Source organism: Clostridium sp. JN-9 (assembly GCF_004103695.1).
In the GTDB taxonomy this organism is placed as follows: Bacteria; Bacillota; Clostridia; order Clostridiales; family Clostridiaceae; genus JN-9.
The window spans coordinates 3039857-3062238 of sequence record NZ_CP035280.1 but is presented as its reverse complement, the minus strand read 5'-3'; the positions used below and the strand labels follow the sequence as shown (position 1 = coordinate 3062238).

The following is a 22382-nucleotide window of genomic DNA, read 5'->3' as shown; positions in this document are numbered from 1 at the left end:
TCATTATTATACTACCTTAGTGAGTATTTTCCTAGTGTACCTATTCTATCGTATTCCTTCAGCAGAATATCATATAAATTTAGATCCAATGTATTGCATAGAGATGCTAAATAGAATAAATGGTTTCCAATTTCCTGTTCAATAACATCTCTGCAGTTATTGCATAACTCACCTTCAACATGAGTCTTTAAACAGTTTTCCAATGACTCAATATTAACATTGTCTTTTTCATTAGGAAGAGTTTGCTTTTGTGCGTTTACTTTTATACATCCACAGTTTGTTACAGACTTTACAACAGCTCTATTTATTCTAGAATCTGACTCCTGTAGTTTTGTAATTATATCCAAAATGCTTTTATGCCTTAAAAGGGAATCATTTACTGCATTTTGAAAGTTATCAAAAATAATATCTTTCATCAGCTTCAACTCCTTACAAAGATTTAATAGCTGTATATGCTTCAATTATAATTTTTTTCTGATTATTTTGTCAATAAAGGTAATACATTATATAAAACAAATTTCACTGCATATTCTATATAATAAATTAGATAAGTAATTTTTCATAGGGGGATATATTATTAATTATTAAATAAATTATTAATTAATATATGAATTATTGAAAAAAAGTAATTAATAATATATAGTTTAAATAAGGTATGTTTTAGAATGAAAAAATTGTTAATAATTAAAAGAGGAGGTGAAATCATTGATTAAGAAGATTTTAAGAGGACTTTTTACAATGATCGGATTAATTTTGGGATATTACATTGCAAATGAAACTTCCAAGATGAGCTATTTTTTAAAGCTGGGCAATTTTAATAGTACGGTGAATTTGATTTTATTCTTGGTTCTTTCAACAATTTTATTTGGATTCATATTTTTTATGATTTCTCCGTGGATGATTTCCTGGATAATGAAAGTTATGGACTATTTTGAAGGGAGTATTCAAAGGCTCCCGGCTAATGAAATATTATTTGGTACTGCAGGTGCCATAGTGGGACTTATAATATCTGCTTTCTTTTTAAATTTAATAGGGAAAATTCCTTATGTTGGCATCTTTTTAGCTTTTGTAGTTGCAGTATTAATGGCAGCATTAGGTGCTAATATATCAATTAAGAAAAGGGAAGAAATAACTTCATGGTTTTCAAATATAAAGAAGTCAAGCCCCCCAAAAGAAAAAAAGACTAAAGGACATAAAGGTACACCAAAGGTATTGGATACATCGGTAATAATAGATGGAAGAATATTTGACATCTGTCAGACTGGATTTGTAGAAGGTACTTTGGTAATTCCAAATTTCGTTTTGGAGGAACTAAGGCATATAGCCGATTCATCTGATGGATTAAAAAGGAACAGAGGAAGAAGAGGACTGGATGTTTTAAACAAAATTCAGAAGGAATTAAACATTGAAGTGGAAATCTATGAAAAGGATTTTCCTGAAATAGCTGAAGTTGACAGTAAACTTTTAAAGTTGGCACAATTACTTAATGGTAAGGTAATAACAAATGATTATAATTTAAATAAGGTAGCTGAATTTCAAGGGGTTCCTGTATTGAATATAAATGAGCTGGCAAATGCTGTCAAACCTGTAGTCCTTCCTGGCGAAGAGATGACTATTCAAATAATTAAGGATGGTAAAGAATCAAGTCAGGGAATCGGATACCTTGATGATGGTACTATGATTGTTGTTGAAGGCGGACGAAAGCATATTGGAGAAATAATGAATGTTGTGGTAACTTCGGTGCTTCAAACGGCAGCAGGAAGAATGATTTTTGCAAAACAAAAGGATTAAACGATGAAAATTAGTAAAAAGTCAAGCGGCACTGTGATAACTCGCCCTATGCAGGGGGAGTTTTTTGATTCAGAAGTCATGGAAGCAATAGTAAACAATTTAGATTTAGGAGAGTAATTATAATGGAATTGAATTTAGAAATGATTAAACAAGCCATGAGCAGCATTAAGGGAGTGGTTAGAAAAACTCCTTTAATTTATTCTAGTACATTCTCTAATTTAAGCGGCAATAATATTTATCTAAAGTGTGAAAATAAACAAAAGACAGGTGCCTTTAAACTAAGGGGAGCATATAATAAGATTGCCAGCTTAACAGAAGATGAAAGAGAAAAAGGAGTAATAGCATCATCAGCCGGCAATCATGCACAGGGAGTGGCATATGCGGCAACAGCTTTTGGAGTAAAGTCTACCATTGTCATGCCTATAACTGCGCCATTGTCAAAGGTTCAGGCTACAAGAAGATATGGAGCTGAAGTTGTGCAATTTGGAGAAGTGTATGATGAATGCTATGAAAAAGCAGTTGAAATTCAAAAATCACAGGGATTAACTTTTATACATCCATTTAACGATATACAGGTTATGGCTGGTCAGGGAACAATAGCTTTAGAAATATTAGAGGAGCTGCCCGAAACAGATATTATTTTAGTGCCAATCGGAGGAGGAGGATTAATATCAGGTATTGCAGTAGCTGCAAAATCTATAAAACCTGATGTTAAGGTAATAGGAGTTCAAGCTGGTCTTATTGCGTCAACAAAAATGTCATTAGAAAAAAATGAAATAGTAACAGTACCAGGTGCCAAATCTCTGGCAGATGGGATTTCTGTAAGAACACCAGGAAATCTGTGCTTTGAATATATTAAAAAGTATGTAGATGATGTGATTACTGTTACTGAGGACGAAATCACCCATTCAATATTTATGTTAATGGAAAGAGCTAAATTAGTAACTGAGGGAGCTGGAGCTGTACCATTAGCTGCAATATTAGCAGATAAGCTGAACTTTAAAGGCAAAAACATAGTTTCTTTAATAAGCGGCGGCAATATTGATATAGCAATGATTGAGAAAATAATTGACAGGGAATTAGTCAGGCAGACAAGAAGACTGCGATTTACAATAGAAATACAGGATAAAGTCGGACAGCTGGGATCACTGGTTACCAATATTGTTTCATTAGGAGCAAACATAGTTAAAACAAGGCAGGATAATAACTGGAATGAGAAAGGGCTGGATTATGCTTATGTATCATTTGAAGTAGAAGTACAGTCAAAGGAACATGCAGATATTTTAGTGGATAAGTTAAGGGAAAGAGGATATAATTTAGAATTAAGCAGATAATTTTTAAAATGGCTATATTATATTTATGACTTTAGTTATAAAATAAGTATAATATAGTCATTAATTATAATATGAATTAATTTATAACATCCCATTTGACATAATCAAGGAGAGATAAAATAGTTTATAAATATATAACTTTTATGTTGCACATAATAAAGAAGTTTATGAAAAAGAAAAAAGATTTGTTAGCGGCATGGATTTTTCTAAATGGCTTAATAATGAGTATATACCTAATAATCAAGATAAACTTTGGATAAAAGAAGTATCTTCAAAATCAGTTAAACAGGCTATTATGAATGGAGAAAAAGCTTTTAAGAAGTTCTTTAAAGGTAAAAGTGGTTTCCCTAAATTTAAAAAGAAGAAAAATCAAGATGTTAAAGCCTATTTTCCTAAAAACAATAAAACTGATTGGATTATAGAAAGACATAGAATTAAAATACCAACTTTAGGCTGGGTTAGACTCAAGGAATACGGTTATATCCCAGCTAATGGCAGAGTAACAAGTGGAACAGTAAGTCAGAAAGCTGATAGATATTATGTTTCCGTATTAGTTGATGAAGATATCCAAGTAAACAATAAACCCCATTCAGAAGGAATAGGTATAGACCTTGGACTAATGGATTTTGCAATTTGCAGTAATGGAATAACTAAAAAAAATATAAACAAAACTTCAAGAGTTAAAAAATTACAAAAGAAACTAAAACGTGAGCAAAGAAAGCTTTCAAGGAAATATGAAAGTTTAAAATTAAGAAATAAAAAAGAGAAAGGGGAAGCTGCTCGTCAAAATATCCAAAAACAAATAGTCAAGGTACAAAAACTTCATCAAAGACTTATAAATATTAGAACTGATTATATTAATAAAACAGTAAGTGAGTTAATAAAGCAAAAACCAAGCTTTATAACAATAGAAGATTTAAATGCTTCAATCAATTTAGCTAATGCTAAAGAATATAAGATAGCTTAATTAAACAAGCGCTTATATGTGTACCGAAGGCTATTTCGGGAATTTACGCCTGTGGAGTGCTATACAAACTGTAGTAGCTTAGGCAAGGCAAAGTACAATGAAACAGGAATTTTCTCAGTATGGATAGATTTGACCATATTTTGAGTAGCAGGAAATTTTAATGAAGATATATAACACGCTGACTAAGAAGAAGGAGGAGTTTGTAACCATAAATCCTAAAGAAGTAAATATGTACGTCTGCGGGCCAACAGTATATAATTACTTTCATTTAGGAAATGGAAGAACATTTATAGTTTTTGATACCATAAGAAGATATTTAGAATACAAGGGATATAAAGTCAATTTCGTTCAGAACTTCACTGATATAGATGATAAAATGATAAAGAAAGCAAATGAACAGCAGATTACAGTAAAACAGTTAGGTGATAAATTTATCAGAGAATATTACACTGATGCAGACAGGCTTCACATTAAGAGGGCCACAGTTAATCCCAGGGCAACTGAATATATAAATAAAATTGTTTCTTTCGTAAGTGAACTAATTAATAAAGGATATGCTTATGAAATAGACGGGGATGTTTATTTTAGTACAAAGAAATTTAATGAATATGGCAAGCTTTCAGGGCAAAATATTGATGAACTTCAGGCTGGAGCCAGAATAAATATAGATGAAAGAAAAACTGATCCAATGGATTTTGCATTGTGGAAAAAGCAAAAACCTGGTGAACCTGCATGGGAAAGCCCATGGGGCTTGGGAAGACCAGGGTGGCATATAGAATGCTCATGCATGGCATATAATGTTTTAGGTGAAACAATAGACATTCATGGTGGTGGAACAGATTTGATATTCCCTCATCACGAAAATGAAATAGCACAAAGTGAAGCATTAACAGGTAAACCCTTTGCCAATTACTGGATGCATTCCGCCTTTGTAAATGTGAACAATCAGAAGATGTCAAAATCCCTGAATAACTTTTTTACTGCAAGAGAGGTATTAGAAAAGTATGATGCTGATGTAATAAGATTTTTTATGCTTTCAGCTCACTATAGGGCTCAGATCAATTTTAGTGATGAACTCCTTGAGTCTGCTAAATCATCTGTGGAAAGACTTTATAATTCGTTATATAATTTAGAGAGCTTACTTAATGAAGTTAAATTAGAAAATATACAGGAAGCTGAAAATGATTATTATAAAGATTTACTAAAATATAGGGATAAATACATAGAGAAGATGGATGATGATTTTAATACAGCAGATGCTATATCAGTTATATTTGATTTAATAAAGGACATAAACATTCATGTGGATGTTAATGCTTCAAAGGAATTAATTAATAAGTGCATAAGTTTGATTAGGGAACTTGGAGAACCTTTAGGCATTCTTCAAAAAACGACCAAAGATAATCTGGAAAAAGATATTGAAAAACTAATAATGGAAAGACAGCAGGCAAGGAAGGAAAAAAACTGGGCACTGGCAGATAAAATAAGAGATGAATTAAAATCACAGGGCATAACTTTGGAGGATACACCACAAGGAGTTAGATGGAAAAGAGTTTAGAAAAGGCGGAATTAAAATGGAATTTGAATTACTTGAAAATAAATTTACTAAAGATCAATGCAGGCAGTTAAATCCACTGGTATTGGCTTATGTAGGAGATGCAGTTTATGAAATGTTTGTGAGAATTTATCTGGTAAGTGAGAACAATGATATGTCAGCTCATAAGCTTCATGTAAATGCAATATCCTACGTAAAAGCACAGGCACAAAGTAATTTCATTTTGGCAATTGTGGATAGCTTAAATGAAGAAGAGCAGTGGATTTTTAAAAGGGGAAGAAATGCAAAATCACCAACCTCACCTAAAAATGGAGATATAATAGAATACAGAAATGCTACAGGGCTTGAAGCGCTAATAGGATATCTATATTTAACGGAACAGATGGATAGATTAAATTACATGTTTAAAGAAATTGTTGATTTAAAACATAAGCAAAAGAGTTAAATAGATATAGTACATAACAGCTAAATAAAAAACCATAGATATGAAAGGAGTTTTATTTTGAGTAAAGCTGATAATATTTTTATTGAAATGTGCAAAGATATACTTGAAAATGGAGTTTCATCTGAAGGCCAAATTATAAGGGCTAAATGGCCTGATGGTACACCTGCTCATACAATTAAGAAATTTTGTGTTATTAATAGATATGACCTTTCCAAGGAATTCCCTATTCTTACATTAAGGCCAACAAATTTAAAGGCAGCAATAGATGAATTGCTTTGGATATGGCAAAAGAAATCCAATAATGTTAAAGATCTTAACAGCCACATTTGGGACAGCTGGGCAAATGAAGATGGCTCTATAGGCAAAGCTTACGGATATCAACTTGGTATCAAGCATAAATACCAGGAAGGAGAATTTGATCAAGTTGATAGGGTATTATATGATTTAAAGCACAATCCATATAGTAGAAGAATTATGGTTAATATGTACAATCATAATGATTTACATGAAATGAATTTATATCCTTGTGCATATAGCATGACATTTAATGTTACAGGTAAAAAACTTAATGCTATACTTAATCAACGATCACAGGATGTTTTGGTGGCCAACAATTGGAATGTATCTCAATATGCAATACTTGTACATATGCTGGCTCAGGTAAGCAATTTAGAGGTTGGAGAATTTGTTCATGTTATTGCAGATGCACATATATATGACAGGCACATACCTTTAATTAAAGAACTTATTCAAAGGACTCCTTATGCTGCGCCTAAATTATTAATTAATCCAGATAAAAAAGATTTTTATGATTTTAAGGTTGATGACTTTGTATTAGAAGGATACAAAAGCGGTGCTCAAATAAAGAATATCCCTGTTGCTATATAGGAGGCGGATGACATGAAAGCTATTGTTGCTGTAGACTTGAATTGGGGAATTGGCTGTGGAGGCAGATTATTGCAGTCAATTCCGGAAGATATGAAGTTCTTCAAACAAATGACATTGGGGAAAGTTGTGGTTATGGGAAGGGAAACATTTGAATCTTTTCCTTTGAAAAATCCTCTGAAGGACAGAGTAAATATTGTGCTTAGTAAAAATGAAAGCTTTAATGATGACAGAGTGATTATATGCCGTTCGGTTAATGAAGTATTTGAAAAGATAAAGAGATATCCAATGAATGATGTATTTGTAATAGGAGGAGAGTCAATATACTCTCAGTTTTTACCATACTGTACAGAAGCCTATGTTACAAAAATACAAAACACATATCCTGCTGATAAGTACTTTGCTAACCTGGATAAAGAAAGCGGCTGGGCATTAGTATCTGTTAGCGAATTAAAAAATTATAATAATATACAATACAGTTTTAATAAATATGTAAACAATATAGGAAAGAGGAATAATGGTGAACAAAACAAATAATAGAAATAAAGAAAGCAAAGGCAGAGAAGGAAGATATGTGTCTAAAGATGCAAGAAAAAATGAAAATAAATATAAAAATGTAAAAGGGATTACAGAAAAAGCTCCAGCTAATTACAAAAAGAGTTTTGAAAATAATGAATCAAAGGAAATACGTGAGGATATTGTAGAGGGCAGGAATGCCGTGATTGAAACTCTAAAGGGACAAAGTACTGTGGAACAGATATTAGTTGCGAAAGGGGATACTTCAGGCTCCATAAGTGTTATTACAGCACTTGCTAAAGAAAAAGGGGTTGTAATAAAAGAAGTTGATAGAAGAAAACTTGATTCAATGTCTGTAACTGGATCTCATCAGGGTGTAATAGCTCAAGTAACACCATTTAAATATTGTGAAGTAGAAGATATTTTAGAGTATGCAGATAAAAAAGGCGAAGAACCTTTCATAGTAATATTGGATGAAATAGAAGACCCGCATAATTTCGGGTCAATAGTAAGAACTGCAGAAGCATGCGGAGTACATGGCATAATTATTCCTAAAAGAAGAAATGTAGGAGTAACACCTGCTGTTTATAAATCCTCAGCAGGTGCAGTTGAACATATGATGATTTCTAAAGTTACAAATATTAATTCTGTTATTGATAAGCTAAAAGCAAAAGGTATTTGGATTTATGGAGCTCATATGGAAGGCAGTAAATACAGTTATAATGTGGATTTTTCAGGAGGGACCGCTTTAATAATTGGAAGCGAAGGCAGAGGAATATCAAAGCTTTCAAAAGAAAAGTGTGATGTACTTGTTAAAATACCAATGGTAGGAAAAATTTCATCTTTAAATGCTTCAGTGGCAGGTGGAATACTAATGTATGAAATATTAAAACAAAAAATAACTAAAGAAGTAAAGTGAAAACAATATTTGTAGATGGTTATAATGTAATTAACAGTTGGTCTGACCTTCGAGCTGCGAAAGATATTAATCTGGAAATCGCCAGACAAAAGTTAATTGAAATTCTTGAAAATTATGCAGTATACAATAATTGTAAATTATACTTAGTATTTGATGCTCATTTAAAAAAAGGTAGTTTGGAGAAGAGGGAAGAAATAAATTCAAATATAATAGTAGTGTATACTAAAGAGGGAGAGACTGCAGATAGTTTTATTGAAAAGAATGTAAATAATATTGGCAGAAAAATAGATGTGTCTGTAGTAACTTCTGATTCCCTTGAACAGCAGGTTGTATTTCAAAGGGGTGCCACCAGAATGTCATCCTTAGAATTTTACCATGAGGTTACGGGTAGTGAACAAGCGATTAAAAAGAAATTAAATAAGATAAAAAGTTCAAATAAGTCGACTCTTGAGGAAAGACTTGATAAGGATATACTGGAAGTGCTAGAAAAAATTCGAAGAAGCGACTAAATTTACTTGACTGAAAAATTATATGTAATGTATAATTGTTTTGTGGCTTATATTTAGATTGGGGGGAGATAGCTTGGATAATGGGGTTATGAAAAACAAGGCAACTTCCATATATGAAGATAAAATGGATGAGGAAGTAGCAGTTTTAGCTAAAAATGGGGACATAAAGGCACAGGAATTTCTTATAAACAAATATCAGAATTTTGTTAAAGCTAAGGCTAAATCTTATTTTTTAATTGGAGCTGACAAGGAAGATATATATCAAGAGGGAATGATAGGGTTATATAAGGCCATAAGAGATTTTAGAACCGATAAATTATCATCTTTTAAAGCTTTTGCAGAGCTTTGTGTTACAAGACAGATTATTACTGCAATAAAAACTGCAACAAGACAGAAGCATATACCTTTAAACACCTATATATCTCTTAATAAGCCTATATATGACGAGGATTCTGACAGAACACTCATGGATGTTTTATCAGAAGCGAAAGTTGCAGATCCCGAGGAACTAGTTATAAGCAGGGAAGAATTAAATCATATTCAATCTGAAATTGGAGAAGTTTTGTCTAGTTTAGAGATGGAAGTATTAATGTCATATTTAGATGGAAAGTCCTATCTGGAAATTGCCTGCGATTTAGATAGACATGCTAAATCAATTGATAATGCACTGCAAAGGGTAAAAAGAAAGCTGGAAAAGTGTTTAAATAAATAATTTTTAAATACATATTGACAAACCAGCATTATTATATTAAAATTTATAATCGGTATATGTATTATATCATTGCTATTGAGCGGGAGTAGTTCAGCGGTAGAACACTAGCTTCCCAAGCTAGTTGCCGCGGGTTCAATTCCCGTCTCCCGCTCCAATAATAAAAAATTGCCCACGTAGCTCAGTAGGTAGAGCGTCACCTTGGTAAGGTGGAGGTCACCAGTTCGATCCTGGTCGCGGGCTCCAAAAAAATTATAGCTTACACGCAACACACCAGGGTAAGTTTACTTGATGAGGGAAATGTTAATTCAAAGGGAGGAAATGAAAAATGGCAAAAGCAAAATATGAAAGAACAAAACCACATGTAAACATAGGAACAATAGGACACGTAGACCACGGTAAGACAACATTAACAGCAGCAATAACAATGGTACTGTCAAAGAAAGGCTATGCATCAGCAACAAAGTATGACGAAATAGATAAAGCACCAGAAGAAAAAGAAAGAGGAATCACAATCAACACAGCACATGTTGAATATGAGACAGATAAGAGACATTATGCACACGTAGACTGTCCAGGACATGCTGACTATGTAAAGAACATGATAACAGGAGCAGCTCAGATGGATGGAGCAATCCTGGTAGTAAGTGCAGCAGATGGTCCAATGCCTCAGACAAGAGAGCATATACTGTTGGCAAGCAGGGTTGGAGTACAGTACATAGTAGTATTCTTAAACAAAGCAGACCAGGTAGATGATCCAGAATTAATAGAATTAGTAGAAATGGAAGTAAGAGAGCTATTAAATGAGTATGGATTCCCAGGAGATGACACACCAATAATAGTAGGATCAGCATTAAAAGCATTAGAGAATCCAGATGATCCAGAAGCAACAAAATGCATATATGAATTAATGGATGCAGTAGACAGCTATATACCAACACCAAAGAGAGCAACTGACAAACCATTCTTAATGCCAGTAGAAGATGTAATGACAATAACAGGAAGAGGAACAGTTGCAACAGGAAGAGTAGAAACAGGAGAATTAAAAATAGGCGATGAAGTAGAAATCGTAGGCCTAAGCACAGAAAAGAAGAAGACAGTAGTAACAGGCGTAGAAATGTTCAGGAAGACACTGGACAGAGCAGAAGCAGGAGACAACATAGGAGCATTGTTAAGAGGAATACAGAGGGAAGAAATTGAAAGAGGCCAGGTATTAGCAAAACCAGGTTCAGTACATCCACATCATAAATTTGTAGGTCAGGTATATGTATTAAAGAAAGAAGAAGGCGGAAGACATACTCCATTCTTTGATGGATACAGACCACAATTTTACTTCAGAACAACAGATGTAACAGGATCAATAAAATTACCAGATGGAGTAGAAATGGTAATGCCTGGAGATCATATAGATATGACAGTTGAGTTAATAACACCAGTTGCAATGAACGAAGAATTAAGATTTGCTATAAGAGAAGGCGGAAGAACAGTTGGATCAGGTGTTGTTACTAAAATTATTGAGTAATTAATAATTTGCTGAAATTTAGGACTGGGTTTCTAGACCTGGTCCTTTTAAAAGCAAGTTAATGAAATATTGACATAACAACTATCTTATGATAAATTATTAAGGTAGTGCAAAATTATGTGTTATATAGCATTTAAGCTTTTATATATGACAGGATAAATACCGGGAGGTGTAGAACAATGAGAGTAAAAGTTACTTTAGCATGTCAAGACTGCAAGCAGAGAAATTACAATACAATGAAAAATAAGAAGAATGACCCAGATAGATTAGAAATGAGAAAGTATTGCCCATTTTGCCATAAACATACACTACATAAAGAGACAAAATAGTATGAGCTTTTATAACTTTTAAGGATGTGAAGATAATGGCTGGTGAACAAAAAGTTAATGGCGCAAAAGCAGTTAAAGCTCCTAGAAATGGATTAATAAAGTATTTGACAGGAATGAAGGCTGAGTTTAAAAGAATTACTTGGGCTTCAAAGGAAGATACAAAAAAAGCAGCTATTACAGTACTTATATTTTGTCTGATATATATAGTATTTATTGCAATATTTGATTTTGGTTTTAGTAGCCTCTTTAAGATTATCTTTAAGTCTTAATACAGGAGTTTTATCATAAAATTAAGCTTATGCATTTGTAAAGGCGTATAATTACAGCTTTTTTACTTATGCATGGAATAATAGTTGAATTAAAACTCTATAATAAAGGTAACTTGTAAATATAGTTAAAAAGGAGGTAGGGGTGGATATTTGAAAACCGTCCCTAAGATTATGGCAGAGAGAGCTAGATGGTATGTTGTACATACATATTCTGGTTATGAAAATAAGGTAAAGGTAAACCTTGAAAAAACTGTTGAAAATAGAAATCTGAGCGAATGGATTCATGATGTCCAGGTTCCAATGGAAGAACAGGTTGAAGTAAAGGATGGTAAGAAAAAGATTACTCTTAAAAAGATATTTCCAGGATATGTATTAGTAAAAATGATAATGACGGATGATTCGTGGTACATAGTTAGAAACACAAGAGGTGTTACTGGCTTTGTAGGTCCAGGATCTAAGCCGGTTGCACTTACAGATGAGGAAGTTTCATCTATGGGAATTGCTGAAAAGCAGGTCAGCATAGATGTAAAGGCTGGGGAAACAGTAAAAGTTACTTCAGGTCCTTTGGAGAATTTCCCAGCTGTAATTCAGGAAATTAACCAGGAAAAACATAAGATTAAAGCGTTAGTTAATATGTTTGGCAGGGAAACACCTGTTGAACTAGATTTTAGTCAAATAGAAAAACTAGATTAGCTAAAAAGACGAAAGTCTTAATAAGTGGGAGGACTAAAGTCCGTATTACCACATAATAGGAGGTATAAATACATGGCTAAGAAAGTAGTAGGAATGATTAAGCTTCAGCTTCCTGCAGGAAAAGCTACTCCAGCACCACCAGTTGGTCCAGCTTTAGGTCAGCATGGTGTAAACATTATGGGTTTCTGTAAGGAATTTAATGCCAAAACTGCCCAACAGGCAGGTTTAATAATTCCAGTCGTAATCACAGTATATCAGGATAGATCTTTTAGTTTTATACTAAAGACTCCACCAGCAGCTGTTCTTTTAAAGAAAGCAGTTGGAATTGAGAGCGGCTCAGGAGTTCCTAACAAGACAAAAGTTGCAAAAATCACTAAGGCTCAGCTAAAGCAGATTGCTGAAACAAAAATGCCTGACTTAAATGCAGCTTCAGTTGAATCAGCTATGAGCATGATTGCAGGAACTGCAAGAAGTATGGGAATAACTGTAGAAGAATAGTTAACTTAAATTAGTGGGAGGTAAAAACCGTTAATACCACAAAGGAGGATTGGCATATGGGAAAGAATTATAATGAAAGTGCTAAGCTTATTGATAAAAATGTATTATATACACCAGCTGAGGCAATGGAATTAGTTGTTAAAACATCCAAAGCTAAGTTTGATGAAACAATTGAACTGGCTGTTAGACTTGGCGTTGACCCAAGGCATGCAGATCAGCAGGTTAGAGGAGCTGTTGTGCTTCCTCATGGAACAGGAAAAACTGTTAAAGTTTTAGTGTTCGCTAAAGGCGAAAAGGCTAAGGAAGCCGAGGCTGCTGGAGCAGATTATGTAGGAGCAGAAGAATATTTAGATAAAATTCAAAAAGAAAATTGGTTTGATTTTGATGTAGTCGTAGCTACACCTGATATGATGGGTGTTGTTGGTAGACTAGGTAGAGTATTAGGACCTAAGGGATTAATGCCTAACCCTAAATCAGGAACTGTTACATTTGATGTAGCAAAAGCATTATCAGACATTAAAGCTGGTAAGGTAGAATATAGAGTTGATAAAACTTCTATCGTTCACGTTCCAATAGGAAAGAAATCATTTGAATCTGAAAAATTAGCTACTAACTTCCATGCTTTAATGGAAGCTATAGTAAAAGCTAAACCAGTTGCAGCAAAAGGTCAATACATTAAGTCAGTAGTTGTTTCAAGTACTATGGGACCTGGAGTTAAAATAAACCCAACAAAAGTATTAGAGTAGTATTGACTTAGCATACAGTAAATGTTATAATACAAAAAGTTGAATAAAAATTTTCCACAGACAGTAGGTGCATAAGCGTAACCATAAGGGCCTGCCGAGGAGAACATAATTGATTACAATTGGTCTCTTCATGTCTATGGAGGGACCTTTAATTATATGATTTGTACTTATAACTGTAAGGAGGTGGCAAGCAGTGAGTAAAAACAGGGAATTAAAAGAAGCAAAAGTATTAGCAATAAAGGAAAAGTTTGAAAAAGCTCAAGGCATAGTATTTTCTAAATACCAAGGCTTAACTGTTGAAGAGGATACAGAACTTAGAAAACAATTAAGAGATGCAGGTATTGAGTACAGAGTCTTTAAAAATACTTTGACAACTTTAGCTGCTAAGGAATGTGGCTTTGAAGAAGCTACAAGTATTATAGACGGACCAATTTCAGTATCTTTTGGATATGAAGATGCTACTGCACCAGCAAGAATATTAAAGAATTTTGCTGGAAAACATAAAAAGTTGGAATTAAAAGGCGGTATCATTGATGGAAAAGTTTATGATGCACAAACAATTGAACAAATTGCCAGCATTCCATCAAAGGATGTTCTTATTGCAAAACTTCTTGGAAGCTTCAAAGCTCCATTATCAAGTTTTGTATACTTATTAAATGCTATTAAAGAATCAAAAGAATCAAAAGAAGCTTAATAAAATTATTGGAGGTGCTTAATTATGAATAAAGAAGAAATCATTCAAGCTATAAAGGAAATGAGTGTTTTAGAATTAAATGAATTAGTAAAAGCATGTGAAGAAGAGTTTGGTGTAAGCGCAGCTGCTCCAGTTGCAGCAGCAGGTGCTGGTGCTGCAGCTCCAGCTGCAGAAGAAAAAACTGAGTTCGATGTAGTATTAAAGAGCATTGGATCAGAAAAAATTAAAGTTATAAAAGCAGTAAGAGAAATAACTGGTCTTGGATTAAAGGATGCTAAGGAATTAGTAGACGGAGCTCCAAAGACACTTAAAGAAGCTGTAAGCAAAGACGAAGCAGAATCAATTAAAACAAAACTTACAGAAGTTGGAGCAGAAGTTGAATTAAAATAGTTATTAGTGTTTGTCAGAAAGAGGCACTTTTCATTAAGTGCCTCTTTTTAAGTATATATAAGAATAATAGTAAAAGTTTTGTTACTTGCATTGACAATAGAATATTTATATGATAATATAATTAATTGCATTGATTATTAGTTACAATGCGAAACTATACAAGTTTTACAAGTACTGAATTTTTTTTACATAAAAGGCAATACTATTTTATAATAGTGTATTTATTCCAAAGACATAAATCTATAAACTGTTGTGTTTTTGGTTATTTTTAGTTTATGCAAGGGGTGAAAGTCAATGGTACATCCTGTCAAAGTTGGCAAAAGAACAAGAATGAACTTTTCAAAACTTAAAGAAGTAGCAGAAATGCCTAACCTAATTGAAGTTCAATTGGATTCCTACGATTGGTTCTTAAAGGAAGGTCTGCAGGAAGTTTTTGACGATATTAATCCTATTCAGGATTATACAGGTAACTTAAACCTGGAATTTGTCGGATACAAACTTGACTTAGAAAACATCAAGTATCAAGTTGAAGAATGTAAGGAAAGAGATGCTACTTATGCAGCACCTTTAAAGGTCAAAGTAAGACTACTTAATAAGGAAACTGGAGAAGTAAAGGAACAAGAAGTATTTATGGGAGATTTTCCTCTCATGACAGAGCAAGGAACTTTTATAATCAACGGAGCAGAAAGAGTTATTGTAAGTCAGCTGGTAAGATCACCGGGTGTGTATTATGACATGTCTGTGGATAAAACTGGTAAGAAGCTTTATTCTGCTACAGTAATACCAAATAGAGGAGCATGGCTTGAGTACGAAACAGATTCAAATGATGTTATTTACGTTAGAATAGATAAAACAAGGAAACTACCAATAACTATTCTTGCAAGAGCATTGGGATATGGTACAGATGCTGAAGTTGTTGAACTATTTGGAGACGATGAAAGATTAAAAGCAACAATTGAAAAAGATAATACTAAAACCAGAGATGAAGCTTTACTGGAAGTCTATAAAAGACTAAGACCAGGTGAGCCTCCAACTGTTGATAGCGCTTTATCACTAATTGATGTTCTATTTTTTGACCCAAAAAGATATGACTTATCTAGAGTAGGAAGATATAAATTTAACAAGAAATTAGCATTGCATTTAAGAATTGCTAATCAAATTGCTGCAGAAGATATCGTAAATCCACAGACTGGAGAGATTTTTGTCCAAAAAGGAGAAAGAATTGACAGAGACGTAGCATTAGATATTCAAAATAGTGGAATTAATACTGTAAAAATTGAAGTTGAAGATAAGGTTCATAAAGTAATTGGAAATCATTTTGTAGACATACATAAATTTGTCGAATTTGATATAAGCGATTTAAATATAAAAGAAAATGTGCATTATCCAACATTAAAGGAAATACTGGATAACTCAAATGATGAAGCCGAAATTAAGGAACAGATAAAAAAGAGAATTCATGAATTGATCCCTAAGCATATTATCAGGGACGATATATATGCAACTATAAGTTACGAATTAGGATTAACTTATAATGTTGGAAATACCGATGACATAGATCATTTAGGAAACAGGAGACTAAGATCTGTAGGCGAATTGTTACAAAACCAATTTAGAATAGGTCTTTCCAGAATGGAAAGAGTTGTCAAGGAAAGAATGACGATTCAGGACCAGGAAGTAATAACACCTCAGGCCTTAATAAATATAAGACCAGTGGCAGCGGCTATAAAAGAGTTCTTTGGCAGTTCTCAGCTGTCACAATTTATGGATCAGACCAACCCATTGTCAGAGTTAACTCATAAGAGAAGACTTTCAGCATTAGGACCAGGTGGATTATCCAGAGAAAGAGCTGGATTTGAAGTAAGAGACGTTCATCATTCACATTATGGCAGAATGTGTCCTATAGAAACTCCAGAAGGACCTAATATAGGCTTAATTAACTCTTTAGCTACATATGCAAGAGTTAATGAATATGGATTTATTGAAACGCCTTATAGAAGAATTGATAAGAAAGCAGGAATTGTAACAAAGGATATAACTTATATGACTGCTGATGAAGAAGATCAATACTTGATTGCTAAATCTAATGAACCTCTTGATGATGAGGGACATTTTATAGATAAAAAGGTAACTGTCAGATCACTTGAAGATGTTATATTGGTACCTAATACAGAGGTAGATTTAATGGATGTGTCTCCAAGACAATTAGTATCTGTAGCAACTGCAATGATACCATTTTTGGAAAATGATGATGCCAGCCGTGCCCTAATGGGATCAAACATGCAGCGTCAGGCAGTTCCATTACTTAAGCCGCAGGCTCCAATTGTTGGTACAGGAATAGAATATAAAGCTGCAGTTGATTCAGGGGTGCTACCAAAGGCTAAAAATGCCGGAGCTGTATCCTATGTTAGTGCTAATGAAATAAGAGTTAAAAGAGATTCTGACGGTGGTACGGATATTTACAGACTATTAAAATTCAAGAGATCAAATCAGGGAACATGTATAAATCAAAGACCTATTGTAAGCAAAAATGAAAGAGTAGAAAAGGGTACAGTTTTAGCAGACGGACCATCTACTGATTTAGGTGAAATTGCATTAGGCAAAAATATTCGTATGGGATTTATTACATGGGAAGGCTATAACTACGAAGATGCTATGCTTATTTCTGAAGAATTAGTTAGAGAGGATGTATTTACTTCTATTCATATTGAAGAGTATGAGGCAGAAGCCAGGGATACAAAGCTCGGACCTGAAGAAATAACCAGGGATATTCCAAATGTAGGTGAAGATGCTCTTAAAGATATAGACGAGAGAGGAATTATAAGAATAGGAGCAGAGGTTAGATCAGGGGATATTTTAGTTGGTAAGGTAACCCCAAAGGGAGAAACAGAGTTAACAGCTGAAGAAAGGCTTCTAAGAGCTATATTCGGTGAAAAGGCAAGAGAAGTCAGAGATACTTCGCTTAGAGTTCCTCATGGTGAAGCAGGCATAATTGTAGATGTAAAAGTATTTACAAGGGAAAATGGAGACGAATTACCTCCAGGAGTTAATAAACTTGTTAGATGTTATATAGCTCAGAAAAGAAAAATATCAGTTGGAGATAAAATGGCTGGCAGACATGGTAATAAAGGTGTTATATCAAGAGTTTTACCTGAAGAAGATATGCCTTTCCTGCCAGATGGAAGACCACTTCAGATATGCTTAAATCCATTGGGTGTTCCTTCACGTATGAACATTGGGCAGGTACTTGAAGTTCATTTAGGATGGGCAGCTAGTGAATTAGGCTGGCACATTGCAACACCAGTTTTTGATGGTGCCAGGGAAGAAGAGATTGTTGAATGTTTAAAGAAGGCCGGATATGATGCAGATGGTAAAACAATGCTGTATGATGGAAGAACCGGAGAAGCATTTGATAGCAGGGTAACGGTAGGATATATGTATATTCTAAAACTTGCTCACTTAGTAGATGATAAGATTCATGCCAGATCAACAGGACCTTATTCATTAGTTACGCAGCAGCCTTTAGGAGGTAAAGCTCAATTTGGCGGACAAAGATTTGGAGAAATGGAAGTTTGGGCATTAGAGGCATATGGTGCAGCACATACACTTCAGGAAATATTAACTGTTAAATCTGATGATGTTGTAGGAAGAGTAAAAACTTATGAGGCAATAGTGAAGGGTGAAAACATCCCTGAGCCAGGAGTACCAGAATCATTTAAAGTACTTATTAAGGAACTTCAGGCATTATGTCTTGATGTTAAAGTATTAAATGATGAAAATAAAGAGATTAAAATTAAGGAATCTGTTGATGATGAAGCTGAAGATCTTGAAGTAAATATTGAAGGAACAGAGGATGATGTCCCTCCAGTACCAGATGCAGAGTATAAAGATGAAAATGATGACAGCAATTCCGAAACAGATTTAGAAGATGATATAGATTATGATGATTTACCATTAGATGAGCTTCAGAGTGATTTGGAAATTGATGATTTTAATGATGAACATTAATTTTGAAGGGAGGATGTACCCTTGTTTGAATTAAACAATTTTGATGCACTACAAATAGGTCTTGCTTCACCGGAGAAAATAAGAGAATGGTCAAGAGGTGAAGTGAAGAAACCTGAAACCATTAATTATAGGACTTTAAAACCAGAAAGAGATGGTCTTTTTTGTGAAAGAATATTTGGACCAATAAAAGACTGGGAATGTCACTGCGGAAAGTATAAAAGAATTAGATATAAGGGAATTGTATGCGATAGATGCGGTGTTGAAGTAACAAAAGCTAAAGTAAGACGTGAAAGAATGGGACATATTGAATTAGCAGCTCCAGTTTCTCATATATGGTATTTTAAAGGCATACCATCAAGAATGGGACTTATTCTTGATATGTCACCAAGAGCATTGGAAAAGATTCTATATTTTGCTTCATATGTTGTGTTAGATCCAAAGGAAACACCACTACTGAAGAAACAGCTTCTGAATGAAAAGGAATATAGGGAGGCCTGCGATAAATATGGAGAAGAAAATTTCGTTGCCGGCATGGGGGCTGAATCTGTAAAGGTACTGCTGAAAGAGCTTGACTTAGATCGCTTGTCAGCTGAATTAAAGGAAGATTTAAAAACAAGTACAGGACAAAAGAGAATAAGGATTATAAGAAGACTTGAGGTTGTTGAATCCTTCAGAAAGTCCCATAATAAGCCAGACTGGATGATAATTGATGTTATTCCGGTAATTCCCCCTGATTTAAGACCAATGGTTCAGCTCGATGGAGGAAGATTTGCCACATCTGACTTAAACGACTTATATAGAAGAGTTATTAATAGAAATAACAGATTGAAAAAATTATTAGATCTTGGAGCACCAGAGATAATAGTAAGAAATGAAAAAAGAATGCTGCAGGAAGCTGTTGATGCATTAATTGATAATGGAAGAAGAGGGAGACCAGTTACTGGACCAGGAAACAGGCCTTTAAAATCATTATCTGATATGTTAAAAGGAAAGCAAGGAAGATTCAGACAAAATCTGCTTGGTAAGCGTGTTGATTACTCTGGACGTTCTGTTATTGTAGTAGGACCAGAACTAAAGATGTATCAATGCGGACTTCCAAAGGAAATGGCTCTTGAATTGTTTAAACCATTTGTTATGAAGAAATTAGTTCAAAGTGGTTTAGCACATAATATAAAGAGCGCTAAGAGAATGGTTGAAAGAGTTCAGACTCAGGTATGGGATGTTTTAGAAGAGGTAATTTCAGATCATCCAGTATTGCTTAATCGTGCTCCTACACTACACAGACTTGGAATTCAGGCTTTTCAGCCAATACTGGTAGAGGGCAGGGCTATTAAGTTACATCCACTTGCATGTACTGCTTATAATGCTGACTTTGATGGTGACCAGATGGCTGTTCATGTACCATTATCTGTTGAGGCTCAGGCAGAAGCAAGATTCTTAATGCTTGCAGCACATAATATATTAAAGCCATCTGATGGAAAACCAGTTGTTGTACCTACACAGGATATGGTTTTAGGATCATATTATTTAACTATCGATAAAGATGGTGTCAAAGGTGAAGGTAAAGCATTTTCATCTGTTGATGAAGTACTTATGGCTTATCAATTAAAAGAAATTGATGTTCATGCTAAGATTAAGGTAAAAATGTTTAAAACTGTTGATGGACAATTAAAGACAGGTATAATTGAAACTACACCCGGAAAGTTAATATTTAATGAATCCATACCGCAGGATTTAGGATTTATTGATAGAAGCAAGCCTGAAAATGAATTTAAACTTGAAGTGGACTTTTTGGTTGCAAAGAAGAATTTAGGTAAAATAATAGATAAATGCTACTTAAAACATGGACCAACTCAAACGTCAATAATGCTTGATAAAATCAAGGCAAAGGGATATCATTACTCTACTGTTAGTGGAATAACAGTATCAACTTCAGATATGGTAGTTCCAGAGGCTAAAAAAGAATTATTAGCAGAGGCTGATGCGGCCATTGATAAGATAGAAAAAATGTATAGAAGAGGTTTCATATCTGAAGAAGAAAGATATGAAAGAGTTATTGATAAATGGACCAAAACTACAGAAGATATAGCAAATGCACTAATGGATAACCTGGATAGATTTAATCCAATATTCATGATGGCAGATTCTGGAGCCAGAGGTTCCAGAAGCCAGATAAAACAATTGGCTGGTATGAGAGGACTTATGGCAAATCCTTCTGGTAAAATTATTGAATTGCCAATTCGTTCATCATTCAGAGAAGGTCTGGATATCCTGGAATATTTCATTTCCACTCATGGTGCCAGAAAGGGTAATGCTGATACAGCTTTAAAGACAGCTGACTCAGGTTATCTTACTAGAAGATTGGTAGATGTCAGCCAGGATGTAATTGTAAGGGAAGAAGATTGTGGAACAACGGAAGGCTTTGAAGTATCACAGATTAAAGAAGGTAATGAAGTAATTGAGTCTCTTACGGAAAGACTTACAGGAAGATATTCAGCAGAGGATATAATCAATCCATCTACTGGTGAGGTATTGGTTCCTAGAGATACTTATATGGATGTTAACCTTGCTGAAAAAGTTGAGAAAGCCGGAATTAATAAAGTAAAGATCAGATCTGTATTTACCTGTAAATCAAGACATGGTGTCTGCGCTAAATGTTATGGTATGGATATGGCTACAGCAAAAAAAATAAGTATAGGCGAGTCTGTTGGAATAATTGCTGCACAAAGTATAGGTGAACCAGGAACTCAGCTTACAATGAGAACATTCCATACTGGTGGTGTTGCCGGATCAGATATTACACAAGGTTTACCAAGAGTTGAAGAGTTATTTGAAGCAAGAAAACCTAAGGGACTTGCAATTGTATCAGAAATTTCAGGAACAGTGAAAATGGAAGACACAAAGAAAAAGAGAACTGTTATTGTAGTTTCTGATTCCGGAGAAGAGGTAAGCTACGATATACCATTTGGTTCAAGACTTAAAGTTTCAAATGGAGATATAATTAATGCTGGAGATGAGATAACTGAAGGTTCAGTTAACCCGCATGATGTTATTAGAATTAAGGGAGTTAACGGTGTAAAAAATTATCTTTTATCTGAAGTTCAAAAAGTTTACAGACTTCAAGGTGTTGATATAAATGATAAGCATCTTGAAACCGTAATAAAGCAAATGACAAGAAAAGTAAAGGTTGAAGATCAGGGTGATACTGATCTGCTGCCAGGTGTATTGATTGATATGTTTGACTTTGAAGATGCAAATAAAAAGGTTGAAGAGTCTGGTGGTAAACCGGCAGAAGGCAGAATAGCATTACTAGGAATAACAAAAGCAGCTTTAGCAACTGATTCATTTTTATCAGCAGCTTCCTTCCAGGAAACAACTAGAGTTCTTACAGATGCTGCAATAAAAGGTAAAATTGATCCATTACTTGGACTAAAGGAAAATGTAATAATTGGTAAGCTGATTCCAGCTGGAACTGGTATGACTAGATATAGATCTGTAAGAATTAATACAGAAAAGGAAAAGCCAGAAAAAAGCTTAACAAATAATGAAGATGCTAAGATTTAAGTTTATTGACATAATAAATTTAAAGTGATAAAATACATC

At 34.0% G+C, this 22382-nt stretch carries 20 protein-coding genes, 2 tRNA genes, 1 pseudogene and 1 other annotated feature; of the genes and pseudogenes, 22 read left to right on the top strand and 1 reads right to left on the bottom strand.

Annotated elements, in window-relative coordinates; all coding sequences use genetic code 11:
- Nucleotides 1-11: 11 nt before the first annotated feature.
- Nucleotides 12-416 (bottom strand): DUF1573 domain-containing protein, encoded by a 405-nt coding sequence (locus EQM05_RS14740; protein ID WP_128750854.1) that lies wholly within the window; start codon nucleotides 414-416, stop codon nucleotides 12-14.
- Nucleotides 417-705: 289 nt separating this feature from the next.
- Here EQM05_RS14740 and EQM05_RS14735 point away from each other — a divergent pair, with 289 nt between their 5' ends.
- From EQM05_RS14735 to rpoC, 22 genes and pseudogenes are all read left to right on the top strand, one after another.
- Nucleotides 706-1791: a PIN/TRAM domain-containing protein gene (locus tag EQM05_RS14735; RefSeq protein WP_128750853.1), complete on the top strand. Its 1086-nt coding sequence runs from the start codon at nucleotides 706-708 to the stop codon at nucleotides 1789-1791.
- Nucleotides 1792-1913: 122 nt separating this feature from the next.
- Nucleotides 1914-3125, top strand: a complete 1212-nt coding sequence (gene ilvA, locus EQM05_RS14730; RefSeq protein WP_128750852.1) for a threonine ammonia-lyase — start codon at nucleotides 1914-1916, stop codon at nucleotides 3123-3125.
- A 130-nt stretch (nucleotides 3126-3255) separates the two neighbouring features.
- Nucleotides 3256-4092 (top strand): annotated as a pseudogene (locus EQM05_RS14725) (transposase); the annotation flags it as partial.
- 160 nt (nucleotides 4093-4252) lie between these two features.
- Nucleotides 4253-5650 (top strand): cysteine--tRNA ligase, encoded by a 1398-nt coding sequence (cysS, locus tag EQM05_RS14720; RefSeq protein WP_128750851.1) that lies wholly within the window; start codon nucleotides 4253-4255, stop codon nucleotides 5648-5650.
- A gap of 16 nt (nucleotides 5651-5666) precedes the next feature.
- Nucleotides 5667-6092, top strand: coding sequence for a ribonuclease III domain-containing protein (locus EQM05_RS14715; protein ID WP_128750849.1), 426 nt, complete (start codon nucleotides 5667-5669; stop codon nucleotides 6090-6092).
- A 57-nt stretch (nucleotides 6093-6149) separates the two neighbouring features.
- Nucleotides 6150-6980 (top strand): thymidylate synthase, encoded by an 831-nt coding sequence (gene thyA / locus EQM05_RS14710; protein ID WP_128750847.1) that lies wholly within the window; start codon nucleotides 6150-6152, stop codon nucleotides 6978-6980.
- A 12-nt stretch (nucleotides 6981-6992) separates the two neighbouring features.
- Complete coding sequence (locus tag EQM05_RS14705) at nucleotides 6993-7514, top strand: dihydrofolate reductase (RefSeq protein ID WP_128750845.1); 522 nt, start codon at nucleotides 6993-6995, stop codon at nucleotides 7512-7514.
- 88 nt (nucleotides 7515-7602) lie between these two features.
- Complete coding sequence (gene rlmB, locus EQM05_RS14700; RefSeq protein ID WP_243108179.1) at nucleotides 7603-8412, top strand: 23S rRNA (guanosine(2251)-2'-O)-methyltransferase RlmB; 810 nt, start codon at nucleotides 7603-7605, stop codon at nucleotides 8410-8412.
- On the top strand, nucleotides 8409-8921 hold the full coding sequence (locus EQM05_RS14695; protein WP_128750841.1) for an NYN domain-containing protein: 513 nt from the start codon (nucleotides 8409-8411) through the stop codon (nucleotides 8919-8921). Before rlmB ends, EQM05_RS14695 begins: the two co-directional genes overlap by 4 nt.
- A gap of 88 nt (nucleotides 8922-9009) precedes the next feature.
- Nucleotides 9010-9633 carry an RNA polymerase sporulation sigma factor SigH gene (gene sigH / locus EQM05_RS14690; RefSeq protein WP_128751138.1) on the top strand — a complete coding sequence of 208 codons (624 nt, stop codon included), beginning with the start codon at nucleotides 9010-9012 and terminating at the stop codon, nucleotides 9631-9633.
- A gap of 79 nt (nucleotides 9634-9712) precedes the next feature.
- Nucleotides 9713-9787, top strand: a tRNA-Gly gene (locus tag EQM05_RS14685).
- A 13-nt stretch (nucleotides 9788-9800) separates the two neighbouring features.
- Nucleotides 9801-9876 (top strand) — tRNA-Thr (locus tag EQM05_RS14680).
- An 82-nt stretch (nucleotides 9877-9958) separates the two neighbouring features.
- Entirely contained in the window at nucleotides 9959-11152 is a 1194-nt protein-coding gene (gene tuf, locus EQM05_RS14675; protein WP_128750816.1) for an elongation factor Tu, read from the top strand.
- Nucleotides 11153-11331: 179 nt separating this feature from the next.
- The gene (gene rpmG / locus EQM05_RS14670) at nucleotides 11332-11481 is read left to right on the top strand and encodes a 50S ribosomal protein L33 (RefSeq protein WP_128750839.1); all 150 of its coding nucleotides are present in this window, start codon (nucleotides 11332-11334) and stop codon (nucleotides 11479-11481) included.
- Between the two features lie 35 nt (nucleotides 11482-11516).
- Entirely contained in the window at nucleotides 11517-11750 is a 234-nt protein-coding gene (gene secE, locus EQM05_RS14665; protein WP_128750837.1) for a preprotein translocase subunit SecE, read from the top strand.
- 171 nt (nucleotides 11751-11921) lie between these two features.
- Nucleotides 11922-12443: a transcription termination/antitermination protein NusG gene (nusG, locus tag EQM05_RS14660; protein ID WP_164917313.1), complete on the top strand. Its 522-nt coding sequence runs from the start codon at nucleotides 11922-11924 to the stop codon at nucleotides 12441-12443.
- A gap of 72 nt (nucleotides 12444-12515) precedes the next feature.
- Nucleotides 12516-12941, top strand: a complete 426-nt coding sequence (gene rplK / locus EQM05_RS14655) for a 50S ribosomal protein L11 (protein WP_128750835.1) — start codon at nucleotides 12516-12518, stop codon at nucleotides 12939-12941.
- 56 nt (nucleotides 12942-12997) lie between these two features.
- Nucleotides 12998-13687: a 50S ribosomal protein L1 gene (gene rplA, locus EQM05_RS14650; RefSeq protein ID WP_128750833.1), complete on the top strand. Its 690-nt coding sequence runs from the start codon at nucleotides 12998-13000 to the stop codon at nucleotides 13685-13687.
- A 36-nt stretch (nucleotides 13688-13723) separates the two neighbouring features.
- Nucleotides 13724-13849: a sequence feature (ribosomal protein L10 leader region), on the top strand.
- Between the two features lie 31 nt (nucleotides 13850-13880).
- Nucleotides 13881-14381: a 50S ribosomal protein L10 gene (rplJ, locus tag EQM05_RS14645; RefSeq protein ID WP_128750831.1), complete on the top strand. Its 501-nt coding sequence runs from the start codon at nucleotides 13881-13883 to the stop codon at nucleotides 14379-14381.
- Nucleotides 14382-14405: 24 nt separating this feature from the next.
- Nucleotides 14406-14771, top strand: a complete 366-nt coding sequence (gene rplL, locus EQM05_RS14640) for a 50S ribosomal protein L7/L12 (protein ID WP_128750829.1) — start codon at nucleotides 14406-14408, stop codon at nucleotides 14769-14771.
- 294 nt (nucleotides 14772-15065) lie between these two features.
- A complete protein-coding gene (rpoB, locus tag EQM05_RS14635) occupies nucleotides 15066-18779 on the top strand; it encodes a DNA-directed RNA polymerase subunit beta (RefSeq protein WP_128750827.1) in 3714 nt (1237 codons plus the stop codon).
- 21 nt (nucleotides 18780-18800) lie between these two features.
- On the top strand, nucleotides 18801-22343 hold the full coding sequence (gene rpoC / locus EQM05_RS14630) for a DNA-directed RNA polymerase subunit beta' (RefSeq protein WP_128750825.1): 3543 nt from the start codon (nucleotides 18801-18803) through the stop codon (nucleotides 22341-22343).
- The last annotated feature ends 39 nt before the right edge of the window (nucleotides 22344-22382 follow it).